This is a genomic window from Desulfobacter curvatus DSM 3379 (assembly GCF_000373985.1).
GTDB lineage: Bacteria > Desulfobacterota > Desulfobacteria > Desulfobacterales > Desulfobacteraceae > Desulfobacter > Desulfobacter curvatus.
The window spans coordinates 82058-105178 of record NZ_KB893123.1 but is presented as its reverse complement, the minus strand read 5'-3'; the positions used below and the strand labels follow the sequence as shown (position 1 = coordinate 105178).

The 23121-nt window shown below is 46.9% G+C and carries 21 protein-coding genes and 1 tRNA gene; 7 read left to right on the top strand and 15 right to left on the bottom strand.

The genetic code is table 11. The annotated features are described in order from the left end of the window. Positions 1-291: 291 nt before the first annotated feature. Positions 292-2328: an RNB domain-containing ribonuclease gene (locus tag B147_RS0126110; protein ID WP_026259841.1), complete on the bottom strand. Its 2037-nt coding sequence runs from the start codon at positions 2326-2328 to the stop codon at positions 292-294. A 37-nt stretch (positions 2329-2365) separates the two neighbouring features. Here B147_RS0126110 and B147_RS0126105 point away from each other — a divergent pair, with 37 nt between their 5' ends. Continuing rightward, a complete protein-coding gene (locus tag B147_RS0126105) occupies positions 2366-3037 on the top strand; it encodes a Smr/MutS family protein (protein ID WP_020590148.1) in 672 nt (223 codons plus the stop codon). A gap of 18 nt (positions 3038-3055) precedes the next feature. Here B147_RS0126105 and mltG read toward each other — a convergent pair whose 3' ends face one another. The 10 genes from mltG to B147_RS0126055 form a co-directional block, all read right to left on the bottom strand. Beyond that, positions 3056-4078 carry an endolytic transglycosylase MltG gene (mltG, locus tag B147_RS0126100; protein ID WP_020590147.1) on the bottom strand — a complete coding sequence of 341 codons (1023 nt, stop codon included), beginning with the start codon at positions 4076-4078 and terminating at the stop codon, positions 3056-3058. A gap of 148 nt (positions 4079-4226) precedes the next feature. Continuing rightward, positions 4227-6311, bottom strand: a complete 2085-nt coding sequence (locus B147_RS0126095) for an FAD-dependent oxidoreductase (protein WP_026259839.1) — start codon at positions 6309-6311, stop codon at positions 4227-4229. 30 nt (positions 6312-6341) lie between these two features. Further along, on the bottom strand, positions 6342-6917 hold the full coding sequence (locus B147_RS0126090; protein ID WP_020590145.1) for an electron transport complex protein RnfA: 576 nt from the start codon (positions 6915-6917) through the stop codon (positions 6342-6344). Between the two features lie 18 nt (positions 6918-6935). Further along, complete coding sequence (gene rsxE / locus B147_RS0126085; protein ID WP_020590144.1) at positions 6936-7544, bottom strand: electron transport complex subunit RsxE; 609 nt, start codon at positions 7542-7544, stop codon at positions 6936-6938. Positions 7545-7565: 21 nt separating this feature from the next. Next, positions 7566-8150 carry an RnfABCDGE type electron transport complex subunit G gene (gene rnfG / locus B147_RS0126080; RefSeq protein WP_020590143.1) on the bottom strand — a complete coding sequence of 195 codons (585 nt, stop codon included), beginning with the start codon at positions 8148-8150 and terminating at the stop codon, positions 7566-7568. Further along, complete coding sequence (locus tag B147_RS0126075) at positions 8143-9108, bottom strand: RnfABCDGE type electron transport complex subunit D (RefSeq protein WP_020590142.1); 966 nt, start codon at positions 9106-9108, stop codon at positions 8143-8145. The genes rnfG and B147_RS0126075 overlap by 8 nt, the downstream gene beginning before the upstream one ends. A gap of 17 nt (positions 9109-9125) precedes the next feature. Beyond that, a complete protein-coding gene (locus B147_RS0126070) occupies positions 9126-10397 on the bottom strand; it encodes a 4Fe-4S dicluster domain-containing protein (RefSeq protein WP_020590141.1) in 1272 nt (423 codons plus the stop codon). A 78-nt stretch (positions 10398-10475) separates the two neighbouring features. After that, positions 10476-10841, bottom strand: a complete 366-nt coding sequence (locus B147_RS0126065; RefSeq protein WP_026259838.1) for a cytochrome c3 family protein — start codon at positions 10839-10841, stop codon at positions 10476-10478. Positions 10842-10971: 130 nt separating this feature from the next. Beyond that, positions 10972-11418 (bottom strand): SoxR reducing system RseC family protein, encoded by a 447-nt coding sequence (locus B147_RS0126060; RefSeq protein ID WP_020590139.1) that lies wholly within the window; start codon positions 11416-11418, stop codon positions 10972-10974. Between the two features lie 107 nt (positions 11419-11525). Then, positions 11526-11834, bottom strand: a complete 309-nt coding sequence (locus tag B147_RS0126055; protein WP_020590138.1) for a hypothetical protein — start codon at positions 11832-11834, stop codon at positions 11526-11528. A 143-nt stretch (positions 11835-11977) separates the two neighbouring features. On the opposite strand from B147_RS0126055, the gene B147_RS0126050 reads away from it, so the two are divergent. From B147_RS0126050 to B147_RS0126035, 4 genes are all read left to right on the top strand, one after another. Continuing rightward, positions 11978-12053: transfer RNA gene (locus B147_RS0126050), tRNA-Asn, on the top strand. Positions 12054-12240: 187 nt separating this feature from the next. Then, entirely contained in the window at positions 12241-13461 is a 1221-nt protein-coding gene (locus B147_RS0126045; RefSeq protein ID WP_020590137.1) for a DUF2325 domain-containing protein, read from the top strand. A gap of 141 nt (positions 13462-13602) precedes the next feature. Beyond that, positions 13603-14619: a sensor histidine kinase gene (locus tag B147_RS0126040; protein WP_020590136.1), complete on the top strand. Its 1017-nt coding sequence runs from the start codon at positions 13603-13605 to the stop codon at positions 14617-14619. Further along, positions 14589-15329, top strand: a complete 741-nt coding sequence (locus B147_RS0126035; RefSeq protein WP_020590135.1) for a response regulator transcription factor — start codon at positions 14589-14591, stop codon at positions 15327-15329. Before B147_RS0126040 ends, B147_RS0126035 begins: the two co-directional genes overlap by 31 nt. 6 nt (positions 15330-15335) lie before the next feature. Here B147_RS0126035 and B147_RS0126030 read toward each other — a convergent pair whose 3' ends face one another. The 4 genes from B147_RS0126030 to B147_RS29580 all read right to left on the bottom strand — a co-directional run bounded on the left by B147_RS0126030 (position 15336) and on the right by B147_RS29580 (position 20259). Further along, positions 15336-17108 carry a DUF6178 family protein gene (locus B147_RS0126030; RefSeq protein WP_020590134.1) on the bottom strand — a complete coding sequence of 591 codons (1773 nt, stop codon included), beginning with the start codon at positions 17106-17108 and terminating at the stop codon, positions 15336-15338. A gap of 130 nt (positions 17109-17238) precedes the next feature. Then, a complete protein-coding gene (locus B147_RS0126020; protein ID WP_020590132.1) occupies positions 17239-19008 on the bottom strand; it encodes a B12-binding domain-containing radical SAM protein in 1770 nt (589 codons plus the stop codon). A 2-nt stretch (positions 19009-19010) separates the two neighbouring features. Continuing rightward, positions 19011-19598, bottom strand: a complete 588-nt coding sequence (locus tag B147_RS0126015; protein ID WP_020590131.1) for a nitroreductase family protein — start codon at positions 19596-19598, stop codon at positions 19011-19013. Further along, on the bottom strand, positions 19591-20259 hold the full coding sequence (locus B147_RS29580; protein WP_020590130.1) for an XTP/dITP diphosphatase: 669 nt from the start codon (positions 20257-20259) through the stop codon (positions 19591-19593). Before B147_RS29580 ends, B147_RS0126015 begins: the two co-directional genes overlap by 8 nt. Before the next feature lie 296 nt (positions 20260-20555). Between B147_RS29580 and B147_RS0126005 the strand changes: the two genes are divergently transcribed. Next, entirely contained in the window at positions 20556-22229 is a 1674-nt protein-coding gene (locus B147_RS0126005; RefSeq protein ID WP_026259836.1) for a 4Fe-4S dicluster domain-containing protein, read from the top strand. After that, entirely contained in the window at positions 22226-23059 is an 834-nt protein-coding gene (locus tag B147_RS0126000; protein ID WP_020590128.1) for a CoB--CoM heterodisulfide reductase iron-sulfur subunit B family protein, read from the top strand. The genes B147_RS0126005 and B147_RS0126000 overlap by 4 nt, the downstream gene beginning before the upstream one ends. The last annotated feature ends 62 nt before the right edge of the window (positions 23060-23121 follow it).

The window sequence follows — 23121 nt, the reverse complement described above, 5'->3', positions numbered from 1 at the left end:
GTAAGCGCTTTGCCTTGGGCCATGGCTCTGCTCCTTATTTTAGGTAAACTTCGGAGCGATTATACTATATGAAATTGATGAAAGTATCAAGTCATATGACCGGAACTATAATCAAAGTCATTGGTCCTGATCATCCTTTGGGGAAATCCTGATTATCGAATCATAGAAACTTATCGAAACACCTTAACGGCAAAAGGTTTCTGGATTTGAACAATGTCCTGAATTCTCAAGTGGCCGAAACGATGATCAAGGCCAACTCATTGGATATTAATCATATTATGACATTAAGTCTCAAACGGCGAATAATGTCAACTGGCCCCGCCGTGAATCCGCATGCTGGATCGTTACCTGAATCTGGTTCCCTGGTTTGAGTTTCAGTCCGGATGTCGGCAACCTGGATTCAAGCATGAATTCTTTGAGCAGAACGTTGTAATGGTCCCTGTATGTATCAAGCACCAGTCCTTCAAAGCTTTCCCCCCTTAAATCCTGAAGGTATTTGATCAACCAGTAGCGTTTACGGGCTGCCTGGATGCGCCCCGTATTGGATACAGCCACGGAGATAGCTGCAAGGATCTCTTCAAGATCCTTTGATGAATAGGGGGTGCCTATGCCTAATATTGCTTTGATCTGGCGCTGGGTAAGCAAGTCATGGTAACGTCTAATGGGGGAGGTGGCCGTAACATAGGCCGGCACCCCAAGGCCGGCATGGGGCTCGGCATGGGTAGTGATCACAGCCCGGCTTAATTGTTTGCGCTGAAGGAAATTGGGCATCAGTTCCGTTTCAATACCCTTGAAAATACGCTGTTTGGGCTGTGCCTGGGACCGGAATACCCCAGGCATATCGTTATTTTTTAAAAATTCTGCCATCAGGGTGTTGGCCAGAATCATCATTTCTGAAACCAGCATTCGCGACGGATTCTCCCGGTCGACTTTTGTATAATGGATATGTTTGCTTTCATCCAGCCATACATTGACTTCGGGCAGGGTGATCTGGATGGCACCTGCTTTGAGTCGTTTTTCCCGCAGTACGGTTGCCATTTTGTAAAGCGTGGTGATGGGGTCATTCTTACCATTTACAATATTGGCTTCGGTATAGCTCATCTGCTGGTGGACCTTGATCACTGATGGAACAATTTGATAATCTTGGACTTCAAAAAAGCGGTTCATCTGTACCAGTGTTGAAACCCCCGGCCGCAACTTTCCTTCCTTGAGACTGCATAGGTCTTCGGAAAGGCTGGGTGGAATCATGGGCAGCTTGTCGTCGGGCATGTAGATGGATGAGCCTCGCTCCCTGGCAGCCATATCAATGGTGTCCCCGTTGCGGATACAGGCACCGACATCAATAATATGAATGCCAAGCCGATAACCGTTTTCCGTTGTTTCAAGGCTGATGGCGTCGTCATAATCCTGGGTAGATTGCCCGTCAATGGTAATTAAAGGAAGATTTGTCAGATCCTTCCGTTTGGGATCGTTAAATACCAGGGGGGCTGTTTTGCACAGATGGTCTGCTGCCCGGATCACCTCAGCAGAAAATGAAGTGGGAATCTGCAAGGATAACAAGTCCAGGTTCTCATCCTCATCCCAGATACCCGCTTTAACGAAAAGCTCAAACAGCTGGTCAGGGGAACTTAACCCTGCTTTTTTAATGATTTGCTTTGCTACAAAGGCTTTTTCAGCATCATTGCCGAAAATATAATAGTCTTTTAAAATTTTCAGGAGAACCGGGTCCGGTTCTTCACTGACATCATCCTGATCCAGGAGCCGAACCAACCAACCCGCGCCTTTTGTAATCAGGGCTGTCCTTCGTTCTTCTTCCCTGATCTGCCGTTTTTTTACTTCCACCTGCGCTTCCGTAAACGGCAAAAAAATTACTTTGTTAAATTTGAAATAGAGGCGATCATTGAAAAAGGCCCGGATAACGGCAGCTTCGTGGTCCGGGGTTAAAGGCGGATCAAAACAGAACAAGGTCATGGCGGAAATATCGATTTCCTGGGGATCATCATGGAGAATTTCCCATAACTCCCGAATATCTATAGACTCTGACAGTTTTTTGCGGGTTTGGGTGACCTGTTTCAAGTGAGAGACCAAGGTTGTTTTGGAAAGCTTCGTATCCAGCCCGGTGTCCGAAACATGCGCCAGCCTTTTTTCGGAAAAACTGACTTCCCGGTTGTTCTCATTGAGCAGCCGAAGTTTTCCTTTTGCTTCACTTAAAATAACCGCAGATAGAATTTTTTGCTGGTCTATATATTCAACAATGTTGCCAATATTCATGCATGGACAATAGCAGGAAGGTGTATTAAAGTCAAATCCGGCAAACAAAGACAGCACCTTGAAAACATCCTGTTTTTCAAGTAAGATAGCTATTATGAAAAAGGTAAATACCAGGAAAAATAAACAAAAATTAAAGGGTAAAAATGATCTGCCCAAGCTGGCATCGGACAAAGATTTTCTAGAAGCGTTTTTAATGGACGGCGAAGAGGTTTTAAAAGAAAATCAGGAAAAGCCTGTGGCGCCCAAAAGAAATGTAAATAAACATGGCCTTCCCTTTTTAGACGATTATGAAATATGCATGAATAAGAATTGTGATCCCCATACCTTATCTGCATCTGCAGATAGGCCTGAAGAACATGAGCCTACAGCGTCTGAGCCGGAAGAAGCGTTTTCATCCCTGCTGGAAGCTTCTTTTAAACATAATCGTCTCCCCCGCCATGCGCCCAAGCCTATGCCGTTGAAACGAAGGATCAAGCGCTACCCGCCACCCGAAGCAGATCTCGACCTACACGGGTTTACCGCCATTGGGGCCCAGGTCAAAGCCCGGTCCTTTATCTCAAGTGCCCATGCCCAGGGTTTTTTTACACTGCGCATCATCGTTGGAAAGGGGCGTCACTCGGAAAATGGCCCCGTGCTTCCCCATGTGGTTGAAGACCTGCTAAAGGAGATGAAAAAGGAAAATATCGTCCTCTCCTATAAATGGGAGGGTGCAAAAAGATCAGAATTAGGTGCCGTGGTGGTTTATCTTAAAAGGTTTGATGATTAATACTGCCCTTTTGCTTCCCTAATTAAGCTGGTATTTTTTTACGGCCCTGTTGTGGTCTTTCAAATTTGTTGAAAATTTATGGGTAGTGTCGTTTTTTGATACAAAGAAAAGATAGTCTGTCCTGGCAGGATACAGGGCAGCCTTTAGGGCTTCGGCGCCTGGGTTGGCAATCGGACCGGCCGGTAGTCCATCTATTTTGTAGGTGTTATAGGGTGTAGCACGCCTTAAATGTTTATATCGAATCCTTCCATGATAGTCAGAAACACCGTAAATTACTGTAGGATCGCTTTCAAGTCGCATATGGCGTTTTAGCCGGTTATGGAAGACCGATGAGATAATAGGCCGCTCTTTTGCAGTGCCGGTCTCCTTTTCGATTATTGAGGCAAGGATGACCACTTCGTGAACGCTTAAACCTATTTTTTTTGCCCGGGTCTTCCACTTTTCATTAAATGTTTTGTTAAAGGTGGATACCATCTGTTTGATTAAAGTTTTACAGTCAGTCTGTCTGGAAAAAAAATAGGTGTTCGGAAACAAATAGCCTTCTAATGTCATACCCGGTATTTTTAATTGATTGATAAATTCAAGATCATTGCACAAAGATAAAAATTGTTTTGCGGGACACAAACCGGCATCCTGGGTGAGATTTGCAATTTCCTGCATGTTCAGGCCTTCGGGAACGGTAAATCGGTATAGTTTGTTTTTACCCGAAGTCAGAAGGTTTAAGATGGTTCGCGGGCTCATACCGGTATCCATTTCATATTCACCGGCCTTTATCCGAGTCGCCGCTTTTTTTATCCGGACATAAAATTTGAACGCAATGAGGTTTGAAATTAAGTGCCGCTCTTTAAGATTCCGGGCTATGGTGGAAAAATGCTGGCCGGAAGATACCGTGAAGGTAATCGGTTGAGAACGTGCGGTTGCGGGGGTCTTAATAAATAAAGCCATCCAAAGTATAGCGGCACCCGCCACTGAAGCAATGCACAGGCAGACTATAGCCGAAATCAGGGTGATTTTTTTTATCTTTTTAGGGGGCTTATCCAACTTTTTTCCAAGTGACGGATCTTGTTTCGGCGTTTCAATTGTTTTTTGAGACTCGTTCTGTTACGTATTTATTTTTCAGCGTTGAAATTAAAACGGGTCTGCCGCAAAGCGGTCAGACCCGTATGTTTAATTTTTCCTAAGTACCAAATTATTTGGCAATGGGAAATTCCGTATCGGGATTGTAGCAGATCCGACAGCAGTTCAGACAGCGATCAGCCTCGGCAAGAGCCTGGTCTTCGGGCAGAACCAGATCAACTTCAATCATTGAATCCATCCTTTGGTTAACCGGTATTTCCGGCATTTTAGCCCGTTTGCTGGGTGTTATGCCGTCAACTTTTTCGAAAATAGATTCAGGGATTCTTTTTCCCAGTAAGGAATTTTCGACCGGTTCAACCGGTTTTCCTTTCAGGAACAGGTCAATGGAGCGGGCAGCACGCCTTCCGCCGCCAATGGCAGTAACAACAAGGGAAGGCCCGGTTGCAGAATCACCCCCAGTGAAAATATATGGGATTGAAGATTGCAGGGTTTCAGGATCGTTGTCAATGGTATTCCAGCGGGTCATTTCCAGGTCTTTTATTTTCGGAGTTGGATCAGTATCCTTAAAAGAGGGATCCGGTGCCTGACTGATGGCAGAGATGACCATATCAACGTCCAGTACCGTTTCAGACCCTTCAATCGGTACAGGCCGTCTTCTACCGGATGCATCCGGCTCACCCAGTTCCATTTTCAGGTATTCAAGGCCTTTAACCTTGCCGTCATCATCTCCAATAACCCGTGTGGGGGCTGCAAGAAATACAAAATCAACGCCTTCCTCTTCTGATGCAATAATTTCCACTTCATTGGCAGGCATCTCATTCCGGGTTCTTCTGTAAACGATGTACACTTTTTCAAGACCCAACCGCATCAGTGTCCTGACACAGTCAATGGCACTGTTTCCACCACCGACGATAGCAGCGGTTTTTCCTAATTTCATTTCCTGACCGCTGGCAAAGCTAGAAAGCCAGTCAATTCCCTTATAACATCCGTCAAGGTCTTCCCCTTCAATGCCTAGGGCATAATCTTTCCAGGCACCAATTCCCATGAATATGGCGTTGTATCCCGAGGCTACCAAAGAGCTTAGTCCAAAGTCTTCTCCGAATTTAACTTGGGTAAAGGCATTAATTCCTAAATCAAGAATTCCCTGGATTTCCCAATCCAGAACTTTTTTAGGAAGTCTGTACTCTGGGATGCCGTACCTGATAATACCGCCAAGTTTTGGCATAGCGTCAAAGATATCGACCTGATGGCCGATGCGCCTTAAAAAATATGCACAGGAAAGTCCGGCAGGTCCGCCGCCAACAACAGCCACCTTTTTACCGGTATCAGGGGCACAAGTAATGGGAATCCGGGAACCGGAATTCATTTCATAGTCAGCCACAAAGCGTTTGAGCTGGTTAATGGAAACCGGTTCATCTTCAATACCCCTTCTGCACATATCTTCACAAGGATGAGGACATACCCTGCCGCAGGAAAGGAGAAGGGGGTTTCTCATGCGTATGGTCTGAACCGCATCAGCATATTTTCCGGCCTTTATTTCACTGATATATTTCGGAATATTGATTTCAGCAGGGCAGGTCTGGGCGCAAGGCGCCAGAGCATCATACGTCTGGTTGAACTTCATCAGTTGTTCTGTCAGGGTCTTGACTTGAATAATATCTTTGGGGCAGGCTTTCTGGCAGGCACCGCAACCGACGCATTTGGCATCATCAACCACAGGATAACCATCCGGTCCCATGTAAAGAGCGCCGAACTGACACGCTTTAATACAGTCTCCAAGACCGATGCAGCCAACCGTACAAACCCTGTGTCCGCCAAATATGGAAGCCATGGCCTTGCAGGATGACACACCCATGTAGTGATATTTGTCGGCAGCCCGGTTGCCGCCTTCACACATGTTGTAGGATAACGGCGCTTCAGCAGCACCTACATCTACGCCCATGATAAGAGAAACGGCCTCAACCCCTTCTTTGGAATTGACAATGCAAAGGCTGGGGGCTTCTTTACCGGATACGATGGCTTCTGCTGCTGCAGAACAGCCCGCATATCCGCATCCGCCACAGTTTGCACCTGCAAGATTGTTTTCTACCTGTGCAATTCTGGGATCTTCATACACATAAAAGACTTTGGAGGCTAGACTGAGCACGATGCCGCATGTTGCGCCAATGCCCAGCATTAGCAGTATAGCTGGAATCATACAATCACCTTATATATATTTTGTGTTAAACTAAACCATGCCCCGGAAAACGGTAAAGATCAATGCGATCAGACCCGCGGTCACAAGACCGATGGAGGTGTCCTGTAAAGCTTTAGGCACCCTTGCAAGGATAACTCGTTCCCTGACGCCTGCGAACAGAACCAGGGCAAGACCAAAACCTACGGCATAGGCAAAAGAAGATACCAGTGCCTCAATAAAGGTGTATTCTTCCTTGATGTTAATCAGACACACACCCATAACCGCGCAGTTGGTTGTGATCAGCGGAAGAAAGATACCCAGACCGGCATACAGCCCCGGGATACTCTTTTTTAAGAACATCTCCACGAACTGAACCAGGGATGCAATGACCAGAATAAAGGAGACAGTGCGGAGAAATTCAACATTCAGCGCTTTGAGCAAGTACACGTCTACAATCCAGGTTATCATTCCTGCCATGACCAAAACAAATACAACCGCCATGCCCATGCCCATGGCTGTCTCCATTTTTTTGGAGGTGCCGAGAAAGGGGCAGTTGCCTAGAAATTGGGCAAGGAGAATATTGTTGATGAAAATGCAGCTAATTGCCAGAACAAATAAATCACCCATGTTATAAATCTCCTTACCTTATTTTTGCCCGATGATGTTCATCAGGCAGAGCATCAGGCCCAGGCCGACAAATGCACCCGGAGCTTCAACCATGAATTGAAAGGGAATATAGCCATGTCCTACTGTAAAGATGGGCGAACCACCCCATACCGTCAGGGTGCCGGCTCCAATGAGTTCACGTACAGCCCCGAGAGCAGCCAGAGACATGGTAAAACCAATACCCATACCCAATCCGTCAGCCGCAGATGGAATTACTGTGTTTTTACCGGCAAAGGCTTCCGCCCGGCCCAGTACAATACAGTTTACAACAATCAAGGGGATGAAGATACCCAGTTTCAGGAACAGTTCATAGGTGTATGCCTGCATCATAAATTCCACAATGGTAACAAATGTGGCGATGATAACGATGTAGCAGGCGATTCTGACCTTTGAGGGAATTATATTTCTAAGCATGGAGACTAAAATATTCGAGAAGACCAGAACAAAGGTGGTGGCCACGCCCATGCCTATACCATTTTCTACGGTCTTGGTTACGGCAAGGGTGGGGCAAAGCCCAAGAACCAGCCGAAATGGGGGGATTTCCGCCCATAGACCTTTTGTAAATTCTTTTACCAGGGATTGTGCCATAATTATTTCTCCTGAACGACCTTAATTAGCGATCTGTTTAACGATTTCAGGTTTCAGTTTCTTATACAGTGCCTGGGCAGCAAGTGCGGCCTGGCTGACACCGCCTGACGTGACCGTTGCACCGGACATGGCGTCAATTTCACCGCCGCCTTTTTTCAGGCCGAAATTGGCGGACATGGACTTACCGGTAAACTGGGAAACAAAGGACAGGTCATCCTTGGCCCTGGAACCGATGCCGGGGGTTTCCGAATGGGTTGTAACGCGCACTGCGATGATTTCATCGGTGTCAAGGTTGATGCCGACCATCAAACCGACAGGACCACCAAAGCCTGTACCTTTGGCTTCAAAGGCAACTGCTTTTTGACCATCGCTGAGAACACCCGGGAATACCTGAAGTGTGGTATCGTCAACTGTGACGTCAAATCGCTCCTGGATGGGATCATTGGTAATATCCGTGAAGATATCTTTGATGGCCGGCGCTTTCTGAAACTTTAAAACCTGCTCTTCAATCTGGGGTTTGGTTGTCTTTTCAACAGCTGCCAGAAGGCCGCCGGATACTGCCGTGAGAACGGTCAGTACCACAATCATACTTAGCATCTCACGCATTGGGCACCCCCTTTCCAAGAGCTTTGGGTTTTATTACGTCAATCAGCGGATTGATAAGGTTTATCAACAGGATGGACAGGATCGTGCCGTCCGGATAGATCCCTATATTGCGGACCAGAATGATCATGAATCCACCTAAAAATCCGTAAATCAGCATGGGAATGCGATTAACCGGGGAAGATGAATTTTCCACGGCCAGAAAAAAGGCACCTATCAGAGTATATCCTGCGAACAGGTGAAATAAGGGTGGGGCATATGCATCCGGATGGAGCACAAAGAAAATAGTTGCAGTAATCAGTATGCCCGCAATGAACGATACTACAATTTCCCAGCGGGCATAGCCCCTTAACATCAGATAAATACCGCCAACGATGATACCAATCCCGAAGGTGGAACCAATACCGCCCACTTCGTTGCCCATGAGCAGATCGTAGTTGGAAAATGAGGATAGAACAGATATACCCTGGGATTTCAATGCAGCCAAAGGCGCAAGGGCAGTGTAATTAAATTGGTATGATACATAAGCCGTATCAAAGTCTAAGAAGGCGGGCCAGGACATCGTAAGGATTGCAATACCCACCAGCGTTGGATGGAAAGGATTTCCGCCGGTACCGCCAAATGCATATTTGCCTAAAACTACAGCAATAAATGTACCGGTAATTACAACCCACCATGGCATTGTGGCCGGGACCATCATGCCGAGCAGCAGGCCGATGACTGCAGATTCCATATTCCCTATGGCCATTTTCTGCTTGGAGATGACCGACATGATTACTTCCCAGAGCATAGCTGATGAAGTAGCAAGGGCCAAGACACCAAGGGCAGGTGCGCCAAAATGGAGAATGCCGAAAAGAGCGGCAGGAATAAGGGCGATAATAAAATTCAGATTCTGTTGGAACAGGCTGTCTCCGTTATGCCAGAAAGGAGCATGGGAAACAATCAGTTTAGTATTAGTCATTTGGTTTCCTCCCAGCTTCAAGCATTTTCACGAAGGGTCAACAGTTCACGTTTTCCCAAGCGGATATACTGATATAAAGGAATCCTGGCCCTGCATACATAGCCGCAAAGCCCGCACTCTATGCAGGATTCCAGATCGAACCTGTCCGCAGCCTCTTCATATAGGTTTGCTTCAAGATACCGTACCAGCAGGTTCACGGGGATATTGGCCGGACATATACGAACGCATTCGCCGCAATTGACACAGGCATTGTCCGAAAGTTCCGGGATAACATCCCTGTCCTGAACCATGATTGTGTCCATGTCCGGAAGCACGGGGTGATGAACCGTATACGTAGCTAAACCGCGCATGGGACCACCGATAATTACCCGGTCCCGCTCATTGATCTGAACGTTATAACAGGAAAATATTTTACTGATGGGCGTGCCGATGGTGGCCTTAGCCCGGTATTTTTTCCCGCCTTTGTCAATCAGCGTAATGACCTTGTCAAACACCGGGTGTCCGGTTTCGTAAGTCCGGGCAAGGGAAACCAGGGACTCAGGGCTTATAAAACAAACGCCCTGATCTTCTGGGGTCTGGCCTGGAGAAAGCGCTTTGCCTAAATGATCTTTCATTATCATGGTAGGCAGATTGGATGGGTATGTACTAGATGTTCTGAGTACATTGAACCCATCAAGATCCACCTGGGCGGAAAGATTTTCAGGCACTGTAATGCAGATCCGGTCGACCCGGGCCATCGCTTTGAGAATTTTAGCTCCGGCGACCATCAGACCTGCGTATGCGGTGCAGACAAATTGACAGGTATCACATAAAATATCTGTGTCTGCGCCTGTCACAACAATGGTCCTGATATCGTAGTCTGGGTTTGTCAGGGTTGAAACGGGCAATGCCCCCGGCATTTGTCCAAGATAATCGGCAGCAAACTCAAGGGTCTGTTCCAGATTTGTCTGGGCCCATTGATCATCGCCTTTGACTGATGGATCCGGCTTGATCATTACATAGGTTGCTGTGTTGCCGAAATCATCGGAGTAAGAATCAAGTCCCTTGATCGTACCTGCGACAGGTGACAGTACATAAAGTGCACTGTCTTCGTAAAGCTTTAATTTCTGCCCTTTTTTAACAGCATCTCCCGGGCCGATCAAAGCCTTTTTTGCGCTGTCGATTTCTTCAGGCAAAAGAAGGGTAAGACTACCAGGCACTGCAATTTCCTCGGCGGATTGCAGAGACGTGTCAAGCAGATCATACGTCAGCCTGGGTTTGGATAGAGCGAAAAAAGATCGTTTAATCATAATTAGTCCTTAAGTGTTGTAAAAATCTTAAGCCAAGCCTTAAATTTATTCAGGTCAATATCCGTAATCCTGAAAAATTTATTTTGCGTGACATGCATTACATTCTACCGGACCCGCACCATAATCTTCATGGCATCCCTTGCACTGGGCGTGGAATGCGTCAGCCCTTGACGGCATGCTTTCATCACCTGTTTCCTCATGGCACTCACTGCAGTTGTAGGTTTCGTCATCTTCAAGGTTGTGATGGCAGTCCAGACAATCTAAAGAATAGTCATCTGTGTGCATGAGGTGGGTGAATAAAACTTTGCCTGCTTTGTTCTGAAACATCAGTCTGACTGGATTATCCGGCACAGGAGGGCAAAAGGACGCGTAACAGATAATCCCTGTGACTAAAAGAACGATCATGATCCATACAGCTATTTTCAGGTCGCGTTGTGATGTCATAATTCTTCTCTCAATATTTTAGGGGTTAGAGGTTAGCGACGAACCCGCAACTTGGAGCGTATATAGTATATTGATTTTAGATTTACAAGGAAAAAGTGGTGGAAAATTATTTATTACAATGGTGCAATTTTCAGGAGCTGAGTGGAATTTTTTTTCTGACTAGGAAGGGTTTATATTTGTCTTGTTTTGACATGCCGGCCTGCTTTTTTCTGATGATAAAAAAAGCGATCGCGAATAGTAAAAAACCAAAACCCATGGAAAGGGCAGAATTGTTCATTTCCAGAACAGGGGCAAGGGCGTCCCCAATAAGTGCGCCAATGATGAGCAGAATAATTGGAAATACATAAAGAAGGAAACTTAAAAAAAGCATGGGTGCTGAGTTAATGCCCACAATCACGCGGTCTCCTTCCATTACGCCAAGCGTGTTTGGTACAATAACCGTCATTTCTTCGGAAGGGTGATGGCTGACGCCGCAGGAGTCTTTTGAAGAACAACTTTCACAAGCTGCTGATCGAGTGGTTTTAATCCAGGCTGTTTCAGGTGTGGCGTGGGTGACAATGCCGTCTTCAGTAATCATGATGTGCTCTTGTGGAAAGGGGTTAGTGTTATCATTATTAAGGCTGCTTTAAAAACAGGTCGTTCCCGGCCCATTCCTGTTACGTTTCATGCTTCATAATAATGTTGTCAGGCAACAACATCTATCCAGCTGCCTTGCTGGCCCTGGTACTGAGCGATGGGCCCGTTCTGCGGCCCTTGCTGGGTCAGTTGTTGATCCTGCTCTTCTTTAACAAGGTCTTTTTTTCTTTCAGCCTGCAGTGTCATCGCTTGCTGTGTGATTTCAACTTGAACGGCTTCCTGGAGGGTCCGGGTGCTTTCCCCATTGGGTTCGGTTCCTGTCGCTTCCTTATTATTATCGTTCCGGACGGAAGCCGTGTCTGCCATTAATGTATTGGCTTTGTAGGCGTTCATTCCCTGAATATTGTTAATATCCATTTGGTGTCCTCTCTTTGTTGAATTTTTTAATACAAATAAACAATAATCTTAAGGAAAGGGGATGTCAAATTTTTTTATTGAATTTGCTTGACAATGAATTTTGGTTGATATATAACCCACGAGTCTTGATTGAGAGACGCTGCTCCCCAGTAGCTCAGTTGGCAGAGCGAGTGGCTGTTAACCACTAAGTCCGCGGTTCAAGTCCGTGCTGGGGAGCCAACCTAAAAGATATTCTCCCGACAACCCTTGGTTGCCGGGATTTTTGTTTTTGTCCCACCGGCCCTTCAAAACATCTTCCAATTAAATAAATTTTCATTGTTGACATGCTGTAAATAGTTTTGTAAGCATATTAATTATTAGTTTCATCTAACTTAATTTGTACATGATAAATTTAGGAGGTTTGTTGATGGACGAGATGAAGTCTTTTTCAAACATATGGGAAATTGAACGCAACTTTAAATGCCCCGTGATAGGTGCCATGTTGTCTGTTGACAAGCATAAAGACATTCTTAAGAAATGCGGGTGGGATGTCAACGGCCTCAAACCCTATGAATACCACTCTTATCTTATGGGGTGCATGGGGGATGAAAATGCGGTATCCATCAAAACAAACAACTATATCCGGCATCAGTCCGGAAAATATATGAAACAGGTTGCGGCCCTTTATAAAAAAAAAGATGCAAAAGGCGTAAAAGCCTTATGGAACGATTGTTCGGCCCGGGGAATTATTGGCCCGGTGATGTACGCCATTGTCTCCCACAAGGATACGAATGTTAGGTTGCTCCAAGATATCCATGGTGAGGTTCATATGCTTTCCCATGCCAATATGACCGAAGTTTTTAATATCCGGCGCAAGCTTGAAGCTGTTGATCAGGCTCTGGAGCGGGAAAGAAATAAAAGTTGTGAAAAAAGTAAAACAATCCGTGACCTGGTCAGTCAGTTGAAACAGACGGGTAAAGAAAAGGGTGCTCTTACAGAAGAAAACACCCGCCTGAAAAAGAAACTTGATGAACTTGAAACCCAAACCGTTTTGCATCAACCTTCAGGCCCTGATCTAACCCATAACGTAGAACGCCTCGAACAGGCACTAAGCTGCCAAAAAGAGAAGACCCTTCGTGCAGAACGACAGAGAAAGCAACTTGAGATTCAATTATTCAGTGCCGAAAATGAGAACGCAATGCTCAAGGACGAGTTTGCACAGCTCTCTTCGGTCTTTGCCGCCGGGACGGATGATATATACCCTTGCCGGGAGCGTGAGACTTGTCCGGTAACCGGGGCCTGTCCCGGCGAAAATTGTCCAAGACGCCGCCTGTGTGCCAGGCGAATCTTTATGATAGGCGGCATTACCAAGATGAAATCCTACTACCGGCAGATTGTTGAAAAAGCCGGCGGCGAGTTTGACTACCACGACGGCTATCTTAGAAACAGCAATGAGGACCTTGCCGCTAAAGTCAGACGGTGTGATGTTGTTGTCTGCCCCGTAAGCTGCAACAGCCATAATGCCTGCTTAAAGGTAAAACATCTATGCACACGGTATAATAAAGAATTGAAGATTTTAAACAGTGCAAGCCTTTCTGCCGTTACCCAGGCGCTGATTGTTCCCGATGGTGCTGTAGGTTTTAACTAATGCTTAAAGGGTTGTTAGAATAAAATATAAATGGCTTGACATTTTTTCAATTAAAGAAATAATGAGGCAATTAAATATAGATTAGTTCTGTTCTTCGCGAAAGTTGCAAAAGATGTATCCCATACTGAAAAAGACTTATCCATGCAGATTCTGAACCCTTCCCGGTGGTATCTTCATCCGGTATTTATTTTTGCCTGTTCCATTTTTGCCCTTGCCACATTTTTGGTTCTCACGGTTAGCCTGTATATGGAGATCCGTTCTGCCCTTGAGGTGGTGATGCTCAAGTTCAACATCGCGCCCCAGGCCATTTTTCCGTCCAAAACCGGGATGACGATACTTGTCCTGAGCCTGTTGATTTTTGTGGTTCTGGCCGGTATTTTTCTTGCCTTTATCTATTATCAGAAAACAGTGAACCTGTTCCGGCTCCAGCACAATTTTATCTATAATTTTACCCATGAATTGAAAACCCCCGTAACTTCTCTCCGCCTTTACCTTGAAACCTTTATCCGCCATCCAATGGACCCTGGGGATGTAAAAAAATACAGTACGGATATGCTCAAGGATATTGACCGGCTCACGGAGAATATCGACCGGATTCTTAATCTGGCACGCATAGAGAGTCAGAATTTCGGATCAAAGGTAACCCGGGAAAGCCTGGTCGTCCTTTTAAAACAATTCTGCCGGAAAAATGCCTCGCTGTTCAGAGACCTTGAGATAAAGATTAAAAATCCGTCCGGGGGCAAATTCGAATATCCGGTAAACGCCTTTTTATTGGATATTCTGCTGACCAATATTTTTTCAAATGCCATCCGTTACAATGAAAGCCGCACCCCTTGTCTGACGATTTTATTTAAAAGTTACTTGCAGAAAGTGACCATAGATTTTATTGATAACGGCATAGGTGTGGAGAAGCAGGATGCAAGAAAGATTTTTCGAAAATTTTATCAGGGGGACAGGAATAGTAACCAGGCAAATACAGGGTCGGGCCTTGGACTGTATCTTGTATCAAGTATTGCGGCCATTCACGGCTGGCGGGCCTCGGTTTCCAGTGAAGGTAAGGGAAAGGGCGCCAAATTTACCATTACCATTCCCCGGGCAAGTATTGCAGGCGTCAGAGATAAGGAGTTATGGAAACGGCTGAAAAAAAACGTGTTCTGATCATAGAGGATGAATCTCATATTGCCGAGGGGATTAAACTGAACCTCACCCTCCAGGGGTATGCGGCCAAAGTGGCTGCTGACGGTATTGAAGGACTTGAGACATGGCGTGCCTGGCACCCGGATCTTATTGTGCTGGATATTATGCTGCCCATGGTTGACGGATTTTCCATTCTCCAGACCATCCGCCGGGAGGATGAAAAAATCCCCGTGCTGATTTTATCGGCCCGGGGGGATACCCGGGACAAAGTCCGTGGATTAAAGTACGGGGTGGATGATTACCTGTCCAAGCCATTTGATCTGGAAGAGTTCCTTTTGCGTGTGGAGCGGCTTGTAAAACGCAAAGAATGGTACGCAAAATCTGGAAAAGAGGAAAAACAATCCGGCTGTCCTCTATTTGAGGGGACCACCTATTCCTTTGGAACAAACCACATTGATTTTGTGACATCCACGGCCCAGTGCGCAGCCGGTGAAGTGGTCCTGACCGAGCAAGAAATCACCTTGCTGCGGATTTTCATCGCCCACCAGAAAAAGCCCCTGTCCCGGAAAATGCTTCTTAAGGCCGGGTGGGGATATGCCAGGGATACCTCCACCCGGACTGTGGACAACTTTATTGTCCGATTTAGAAAATATTTTGAACCCGAACCTAAGTCTCCGGTCTACTTTAAAAGCCGCAGGTCTGTGGGATATATTTTTGAACCCGGGGAATAACCCGGTCTAATCCTGTCCTGACAGAAGAAACATGGGCATAAACCGCGGATCCAGATCTTGGATACGAATATGGCCGTATTCCGACTCAAGTTCCCGCAAAAGTCCGTACAGAATGCCCTGGAGCGCGGTGGGCAGATCTGCCTCATGCACCCCGGATGCCTGAGCTGCCCATAATCCAAAATCCTTTGCCTGGGTATCGCCGATGGTCCCCTCCGGACTGAAAAGCTGTGCAAAGAAATCTTTGAATTCAGCAAGATCAATGGGCGCAAGGCTCAATGGTTTTGATTTGTTCAGGTCCATACGGTCCCGGACCCACAAGGTCAGGAGCATGCTTTTGTAGGTGAGCACGCCAAAGGTAAAGGTGGCGATGTCCACATCCAGACACTTGAGAAAATCATCCAGGCAGATGATTTCATCCAGTTGCCGCCGTGTGGCCCTGATATCCGAAAGGCCGGCAAAATTCCGGTATAAAACCTTGTCGGCATAGTCGGCAAAAAACATGGGCCGTTGAACCATCAAGCCCCCAATAATGCCTAAGTACGCTTCTCCAAGAAAACTTAAAGGCAGATTTTTTGCATCAATAAAACTGGTCTCATACCATTTGCGTGCCATATTCTGCAGCCTTGCTCCCTCCCGGCTTCCGGTTCTGAAAATATCTTCAAGAAAATATTTTTTAATCAGATCAACGGCGGTCTCCACACCCGCTTTGGACCCTTCCATCAGCACTTCAAGGCCTAAGCTTAAGGTGGATACGGCTTTTTCAAGAGGCTTTTCAATGGATTCCCGGTTCCTTATTTTAATCCGGTCTGCACTGATCACCTTGTTGATCAGGGCGGCAAGCTCACTGTCAAGGCCCGGTATCCCCCCTTGTCTGTTGAGTTGTTCCAAGGCCTTTGAAAACAGGCTGTCGCCGTTTAGAAACTGGGTGAAATACATGGGCGGCATGGGAATATCCGGATCAAATGCCCTGGGTTCATTGGTGATTGCAGGTCTAAGTGTTAAGTTTTTCCCGGCGACCGGCTGGTAAATACCAACAGCTTCATGGGCCGGTAAAAATCCTTTTTCCGCAAGTCTGAGATTCTTTTGCCGGAACTGTTCTTCCTCTGCTTCAGCGGGTAAAAGGCTTGAGGTTTCAAGGAGCAGGCCGTGAAGAACCGACAGGTCCATGGCAGCAAGGGTTTTTAACATCTGTTCGATTAATTCCGGCGCGTCATCGGGCAGACCATCATCCCGGGGGGCATCCTGGGGCAAAAGTTCACCTTCAGAATCTTCATCTGTGCCGGATTGCCGGTCAGGAAACCTGAAATAAAACTTGTCATCCAGAGTGATGTAATCGTCGAAATCCTCGGGCGGTAGTTCATCGTGTTCCCGGATAACAACATGCATTTTTTGCGACAGATAATACTCTACAAAGTCGGGTTTTTCCATGATGGCCCAGCGCAAAAGCCGTTGGGGATCGGCTTTGAACAGAAGGGAAAATACCTGGGTCATCATATGGGGATTGAGCCGGTCATCATCCCAGACCTCCACATCAAGGATATATTCCCACTGGCTGGATGCGGCCTGGGCCAGTACCGGAATGAAATCATGGACCCCGATTTTATGCATCAGATAGTACAGGTCCTGATCCGGAAACGACTGGATTAACGTGGCAGGGGAGGGGGCCTCCAGGATCATATCAAGGGCTTTGGCACCGTCACTGACAAGGATGTCCCGGCGCATATTTTGTAGTTTCAGTTCTCTTCTGGTTTTATTGGCCAGCTGATAATCGGTGTTCATATGTTAATACGCTTCCAGATTAAAACCATGAAGAGCATGAAGGACATGAAGATTGGTTTTTCCGGTATATATTCTTCATGCACTTCATATCCTTCATGGTAAGATAAAATAAAATACTCAATGCTTAAGTTTATGATGGCGTTGTTTTTTGTTTGCATATGCTGATGTACTGCCCTAAAGCCGGATCTTGGGCAAACGGGGTAAAATATTCCAGGGCGCTGTGAAAATCACCCGTATTCATCAGACACACCCCCATGCACACGCACAGATCCTTGTCTTTTGGAAAATGGGACAACCCTTTGTCAAGAAAGGCCATGGCCTTGGGAAAATTTTTCTGCTTCTGGTAAATCATGGCAAGCCCCTGGAAGGCTCTGGGGCAGGAATAAACCTTTAGCGCCCTTTCAAACAGATTGATTGCCATCTGCTCACTGTTTTTGACCCGGTTATCCCTGGCATATTCTCCATGGGAAAAGGTCATGGCAAGCCGTGATAAAAAATCGGCATACAGGGGGGCAGGTGCGTTATCCGGATGAAAGGTTATTCGGTTGATAAAATCCTCTATATGGTCAAAAAAAGTATGCCTAAGTTGATCTCCCCACCCCTTAACCCGGCCAAAATCCATATCCGGGTCCAGCTCCCACCAGGGCAAATCTTCAATGTTATTTTGCCAGACACCATCGTGGGTCCATCCTTTCTGCACGGCACGGTTATACAGGGCGGTACCGGGAAAGGTAACCAGCATATAAAAGACTGTACTCAACGGACCTAAACGGATCATCAGATCAATGCTTTCCTGGATGGTGTTATCCGTCTCCCCTGGTGAGCCATAGATAAAATAGGCCCGGGGCAGGATACCGGCGGCGCGAACCATGTCAAATGCCGCTACGCAGGTGTCATTGTCTATGGGTTTGCCAAGGATTTTTTTAATGGGCTCAGACCCGGATTCAATGCCGAAGCTGATCTGGATGCATCCGGCCCGGCGCATGGGTTTAAGTATGCTTTCGTCAATATAATCCACCCGGGAGATGGCATTCCAGGTGATGCCGAGATCCGCCCGGATGATTTTTTCGCATAACTGCCTGACGGCATCACCATCCATGGTAAAGGTGTCGTCGCTGATGAAAAAATGGGTTACACCCTTTTGGGCAAGCGCCTTGATTTCTTCAAACAGCCATTGGGGCGAATGGCGGCGGACAACAGACGTGCCCCAGAATTTAGGCGATCCGCAAAAAGTGCATCTCCCGGGGCATCCCCTGGACATGGCCAGGTGCTGGTAAGTGAAATACCGGGACGGGTGGGGCAGGGTGTCCAGGTCCTTTAACAGCTCTCCTTGACCTGTGTCATGAATGCCTTCCCCGTTGCGGAAAACAATGCCGGGAATTTTGCCAAGGTCCTCTGCCAATTCTGCTTTCATGACCTGGTTCTGGTGGATGAAGCCAAAATGTTTTTTTACTTTTTTTGCGGCATTGACCAGTTGTGCCGTGCTGATTTCCCCTTCGCCTTTGACAATCACGTCCAGGGCCGGGCAGGCGCCAAACAAAAAATCCACCATAAAGGTGGCCCCGGGTCCGCCAAAGACAATAAGGCTGTCCGGCAGGATTTGCCGGGCTTTGTCCGCACAGGCCATGGCATTGATCCGGGTGGGGCTGGTTACGGAAAATCCGATGATATCAGGTTGTTCCCGCATGATGGATTGGGTGAACAAATCAAGTGCTTTCTTTGCCGATCCCTTTGCCGACGGGTTGGCCGGGCCTGCCGGTGCAAGATTTAAAATACCTGATATCCAACCCTGGTCCAGGAGTCCTGCTGCCAGGTAATAAAGCCCGATGGGGACCTGAAGTGCATCCGGATCCGTAACCCTTGGATCCAGGCACGATGGATTGACAAATAGAACCTTCACAGCTAAAGGGTCTTGAGAATCAAATCTTCAAGCTTACGCTTGGGAACGTGGTGAACCTGATTTTCATCCCGGAAATACCGGATATCTCCGCCGTCGTCCACATCATCAATGCAGGCTTTTTCCACGGGTTTACCCAGTGCGATGACCAGTTTGACCTCCAGGTGATCTGAGATACCCAGCAGTTCTTTTAGTTTTTTGATATTTATGGCGGCAAACATACATCCAGCAAGTCCCCTTGCCCTGGCCCCGAGCAGCATGGTCTGGGCGGCAATGCCGTGGTCACACCAAAAATTTTTTGAAATGGTGGTATCCCCTAAAATGACAATGTATCCTGTAGGTTGCTCAGCTGGTTCCGGGCCTTTCCAGTCTTTGAGGTAAGCCGCCCAGGTCAGGCAGGAAAAGATTTTATCATTTTGTCCCCGGCTGCTGGAAATAATGTATTTCAGGGGTTGGTTGTTGGCCCCGGAGGCTGTATACCGTGCTAGCTCCACAAGCTCCGTCAACGTCTGGGTATCCAGGGCAAAGGTATTGTCAAACCGCCTGCACGACCGGTTGGATTTTACCAATTCTTTGAATTTATCCTTATCCATTGTTATCTCCTTTGGGAGCAAGACAGCCGCCGGGTTCAGTACTGATTCGGGACATTTGAATATCTATCCAGTCCAGGATTTTGTCCATCTCCTGGGTAATCTCCTGCAGCGCCTTCCCCCTGTGGCTGACCTTTGCCTTTTCATCCATGGATAGCTGGGCAAAGGTTTTATTCAATTCCGGGAAAAAGAACAGCGGATCATAACCAAACCCGTTGTTGCCTGCAGGTTCCCGGGTAAGTACCCCCTCGCAGCGGCCTTCATAGGTCAGCGCAGCACCCGTGGGAACCGCAATGGAGATCACACATTCAAAGGCCGCTTTACGGTTCTTTTCATTTTTCATGGTCTCCAGAAGTTTGTCCACATTGTCCTGGTCCGTGGCATTTTTTCCGGCATAACGGGCCGAATACACACCCGGTGCCCCGCCCAGCGCCTCCACGCAAAGCCCGGAGTCGTCCGCAAGGGCCGGATATCCCAGCACTCTGGCCGTAAACGACGCCTTTTTATATGCATTGTCGTCAAAGGTCTCTCCGTCCTCTATGACCTCGGGAATGGGACCGAAATCAGACAAATTTTTTATGTCAACCGGATAGCCTTGCAGCCTTTCCTTTAATTCCCTTGTTTTGCCTTTGTTGGTCGAGGCCAGTACTAAGATCTGTTTCACCTGAAAGCTCCTTGTGCACTATTATATTTTTTTAAATTTAAGGCCTAATATAAGTGTTGGTCTAAGGTTTGTAAAGGTAAGCCCGTGAGTAACTTGCCTGCCTTTCATCTCAATTTTGAATGGGTCATATGAGATGTAAAAAATAATTGGTTCCCGGTCAAAGGCCCGGGGAGGGGGATCATATAAATGAAATTTGTCAAAATAAAAAACAGGCTTGACATCCCGGATAAGTTACAATACAGATTTACTTTTTGATTTCGCCCTTTGGCAACTTTAAATTGGATTGGATTGGAACAGTGCTTTATACTTGGAGTTTTTTTATTGCCGCAGCAGTATTCCTTTTCGGAATGACTTACAGGACCATTGGGTTTTTCCGGTTAATCATCGGACCGGAAGGACCTGAATTCACTACGGCAGAACGAATTAAATCTTTTTTGGCCAGTTTGTTAGGCATTCTGGTCTCACCTGTCCGGATCTTTTATTTTTTTAAGACGGTGATTGTGGATGTGGTGCTTCAATTACCGCTGATGCGCCAGGATTCCCTGAAGTGGTTTATGCACATCTGTATCTTCTGGGGATTTGCAGGGTTGTTGTTTTTCCATGCCCTTGACGCATATGTCAGCGAAGTGATTTTTTCAAATTACCTGCCCACCTTGAATCCGTTCATGCTCCTTCGGAACCTGGCTGGTGTAATGGTGTTCGTGGGATTGGCCATTGCCATATATCGCAGGAAAACCAATTTTCGTTTGAAGCAGATCAGCAGGCAACCCGATTACCTGGCAATCGCTTTGCTTGCAATCATCATGATATCAGGCTTTGGCCTGGAAGCGGCCAAGATTATCTCCTCCGGTGTGTTCGATGACATGGTGGAGGAATATGGATCCATGGATTATGATGAGGAACTTCCGGCGCTTAAAGCCGTCTGGCAGGAAGAATATAATGTGTCTTTCCCCGGAGAGACCATTGAGGTCACCCCGGAGATTTTGGAAGAAGGGAGAATTATCAATGAAGACAATTGTCTCTCCTGCCATGCCAACCCAAAGTGGGCCTTTGTCTCCTATCCGGTCTCCATTGCCATGAAGCCTTTTGCCGGATTCTTTAACAGGAACCGCCTTGATTCATTGATACTGGCAATTCATTTTTTAAGCTGTTTTTTCCTCTTGGCCTACCTGCCTTTCAGCAAGTTTTTGCATATTCTGACAACCCCGGTAAGTCTTCTGATTTCAGGACTTGCAGGACAGCACCTGAAACACGATGCGAACAAGGCCACCCGCCGGGCTTTTGATCTTTCCTCCTGCACCCAGTGCGGCACCTGCACAACCCATTGTGCCGTGGGGCCATTATATGAAATTTTTAATAATCCATGGGTGTTTCCCTCGGAACGGGTAACCGGCATCCGGGAGTCGGCATGGGGCCGGTCAATGGATGCAAAATCAAAAGATGCCTTTTCCCAAGGCAGTTTTATCTGCACCATGTGCAACAAATGCTCCCAGGTCTGTCCTGCCGGGATAGACCTGCAGGATATCTGGAAGGCTGCCAGGAAACGGATGGAGGAAAAATTCCTTCCGGATCCCGTTATCCGGATAAGGGAACTTTGCAAAGAACGTAAGGCTAAAAAAGCCGGATCTGAAAGCCCAGTGGTGCTCAAATCCGGAAAAGAATCTATAGTTAAGGCCTTGAAGAAATCCTTCCAGGCGACTACATTTTCACAATGTTATACCTGTCTGACATGTACCAACTCATGCCCGGTGACAGGTGCTACAGGCGACATCGGACAATTCGGATCTGCACCCCACCAGGTCATCCATGCCCTTGTTCTGGGGCAAATCGATCTGGCAAAGGATGCCTCAATTGTCTGGGATTGCCTGACCTGTTATAAATGCCAGGAAAATTGTCCCCAGGGGGTAAAAATTACGGATATTTTTTATCAACTTAAAAACATGGTTTATCACCAGGAATTTGGAATATGAAATGCGCACTATTCTCCGGATGCAGAACCGGATTTGACATTCCCCAGCACCCAAAATCCGCCAAAGCGGTTTTATCCAAGCTTAATGTTGGGGTCGAAGAACTTGATTTCGGCTGTTGCGGATACCCTGTCAAGGAAAAAAATCTGGATGCTTTTCTTTTGCTGTCCATACGGAACCTGGCCCTTGCCCAGGCCCATTATCTACCTGTACTGACCCTGTGCAAGTGCTGTTTCGGTGCTCTTAAACAGGCAGAACATTATTTTCAAAATGATCGCAGCAAACGGGTCTTGATCAACTCGATGCTGGAAAAGGAAGGGCTTCGTTATGAGGGAGGCGTCAAAATTTATCACATGTTGACCCTTCTGGACCGGGAAATCGATAAAGGCGTAATTAAGCGAAGCGTCGTTCATCCCCTTGAAGGAATAAAAGTGGCCGCAAGTTACGGTTGTCACGCGTTGCGCCCCTCAGCCATCACCGGGTTGGATGACCATCCCAATGCACCGACGATATTTGAACGGATTATCAAACTGACCGGGGCAGAACCCGTAAAATGGTCCAAAGGCCTGGAATGCTGCGGCAATCCCCTGCTGGACAAAAACAACCTCCTGGCCCGGGATTTTGTTTTGAAAAAATATGAAACGGCAAAACAGGAAGGGGCGGATATAATCTGCACGGCATGCAATTATTGCCACATGCAATTTGAATATGGCCGGGACCTTATTCTGAAATCGGGATCAACAAATCCCATACCCGCTATACTTCTTACCCAATTTCTGGGCCAGGCTATGGGGCTTGAAAAAAGTCTGACAGGGATAGAAACAGCCGCCTGAAACCGATAAAATAGTGCCTGAACGAAAACCCGTGATTGGACGAAAATTTGCCCAGATGCGCG

What these genes read in the sequence shown, in the direction of transcription:
- B147_RS0126000 (WP_020590128.1), top strand. Translation starts at nt 22,226, where the DNA reads ATGAAATGCGCACTATTCTCCGGATGCAGAACCGGATTTGACATTCCC.
- B147_RS0126075 (WP_020590142.1), bottom strand. Translation starts at nt 9,108, where the DNA reads ATGACTAATACTAAACTGATTGTTTCCCATGCTCCTTTCTGGCATAAC.
- B147_RS0126015 (WP_020590131.1), bottom strand. Translation starts at nt 19,598, where the DNA reads ATGGATAAGGATAAATTCAAAGAATTGGTAAAATCCAACCGGTCGTGC.
- B147_RS0126055 (WP_020590138.1), bottom strand. Translation starts at nt 11,834, where the DNA reads ATGGATATTAACAATATTCAGGGAATGAACGCCTACAAAGCCAATACA.
- rnfG (WP_020590143.1), bottom strand. Translation starts at nt 8,150, where the DNA reads ATGCGTGAGATGCTAAGTATGATTGTGGTACTGACCGTTCTCACGGCA.
- rsxE (WP_020590144.1), bottom strand. Translation starts at nt 7,544, where the DNA reads ATGGCACAATCCCTGGTAAAAGAATTTACAAAAGGTCTATGGGCGGAA.
- B147_RS0126095 (WP_026259839.1), bottom strand. Translation starts at nt 6,311, where the DNA reads ATGATTCCAGCTATACTGCTAATGCTGGGCATTGGCGCAACATGCGGC.
- B147_RS0126060 (WP_020590139.1), bottom strand. Translation starts at nt 11,418, where the DNA reads ATGATTACTGAAGACGGCATTGTCACCCACGCCACACCTGAAACAGCC.
- B147_RS0126065 (WP_026259838.1), bottom strand. Translation starts at nt 10,841, where the DNA reads ATGACATCACAACGCGACCTGAAAATAGCTGTATGGATCATGATCGTT.
- B147_RS0126035 (WP_020590135.1), top strand. Translation starts at nt 14,589, where the DNA reads ATGGAAACGGCTGAAAAAAAACGTGTTCTGATCATAGAGGATGAATCT.
- B147_RS0126030 (WP_020590134.1), bottom strand. Translation starts at nt 17,108, where the DNA reads ATGAACACCGATTATCAGCTGGCCAATAAAACCAGAAGAGAACTGAAA.
- B147_RS0126070 (WP_020590141.1), bottom strand. Translation starts at nt 10,397, where the DNA reads ATGATTAAACGATCTTTTTTCGCTCTATCCAAACCCAGGCTGACGTAT.
- B147_RS0126045 (WP_020590137.1), top strand. Translation starts at nt 12,241, where the DNA reads ATGGACGAGATGAAGTCTTTTTCAAACATATGGGAAATTGAACGCAAC.
- B147_RS0126090 (WP_020590145.1), bottom strand. Translation starts at nt 6,917, where the DNA reads ATGGGTGATTTATTTGTTCTGGCAATTAGCTGCATTTTCATCAACAAT.
- B147_RS0126105 (WP_020590148.1), top strand. Translation starts at nt 2,366, where the DNA reads ATGAAAAAGGTAAATACCAGGAAAAATAAACAAAAATTAAAGGGTAAA.
- B147_RS0126040 (WP_020590136.1), top strand. Translation starts at nt 13,603, where the DNA reads ATGCAGATTCTGAACCCTTCCCGGTGGTATCTTCATCCGGTATTTATT.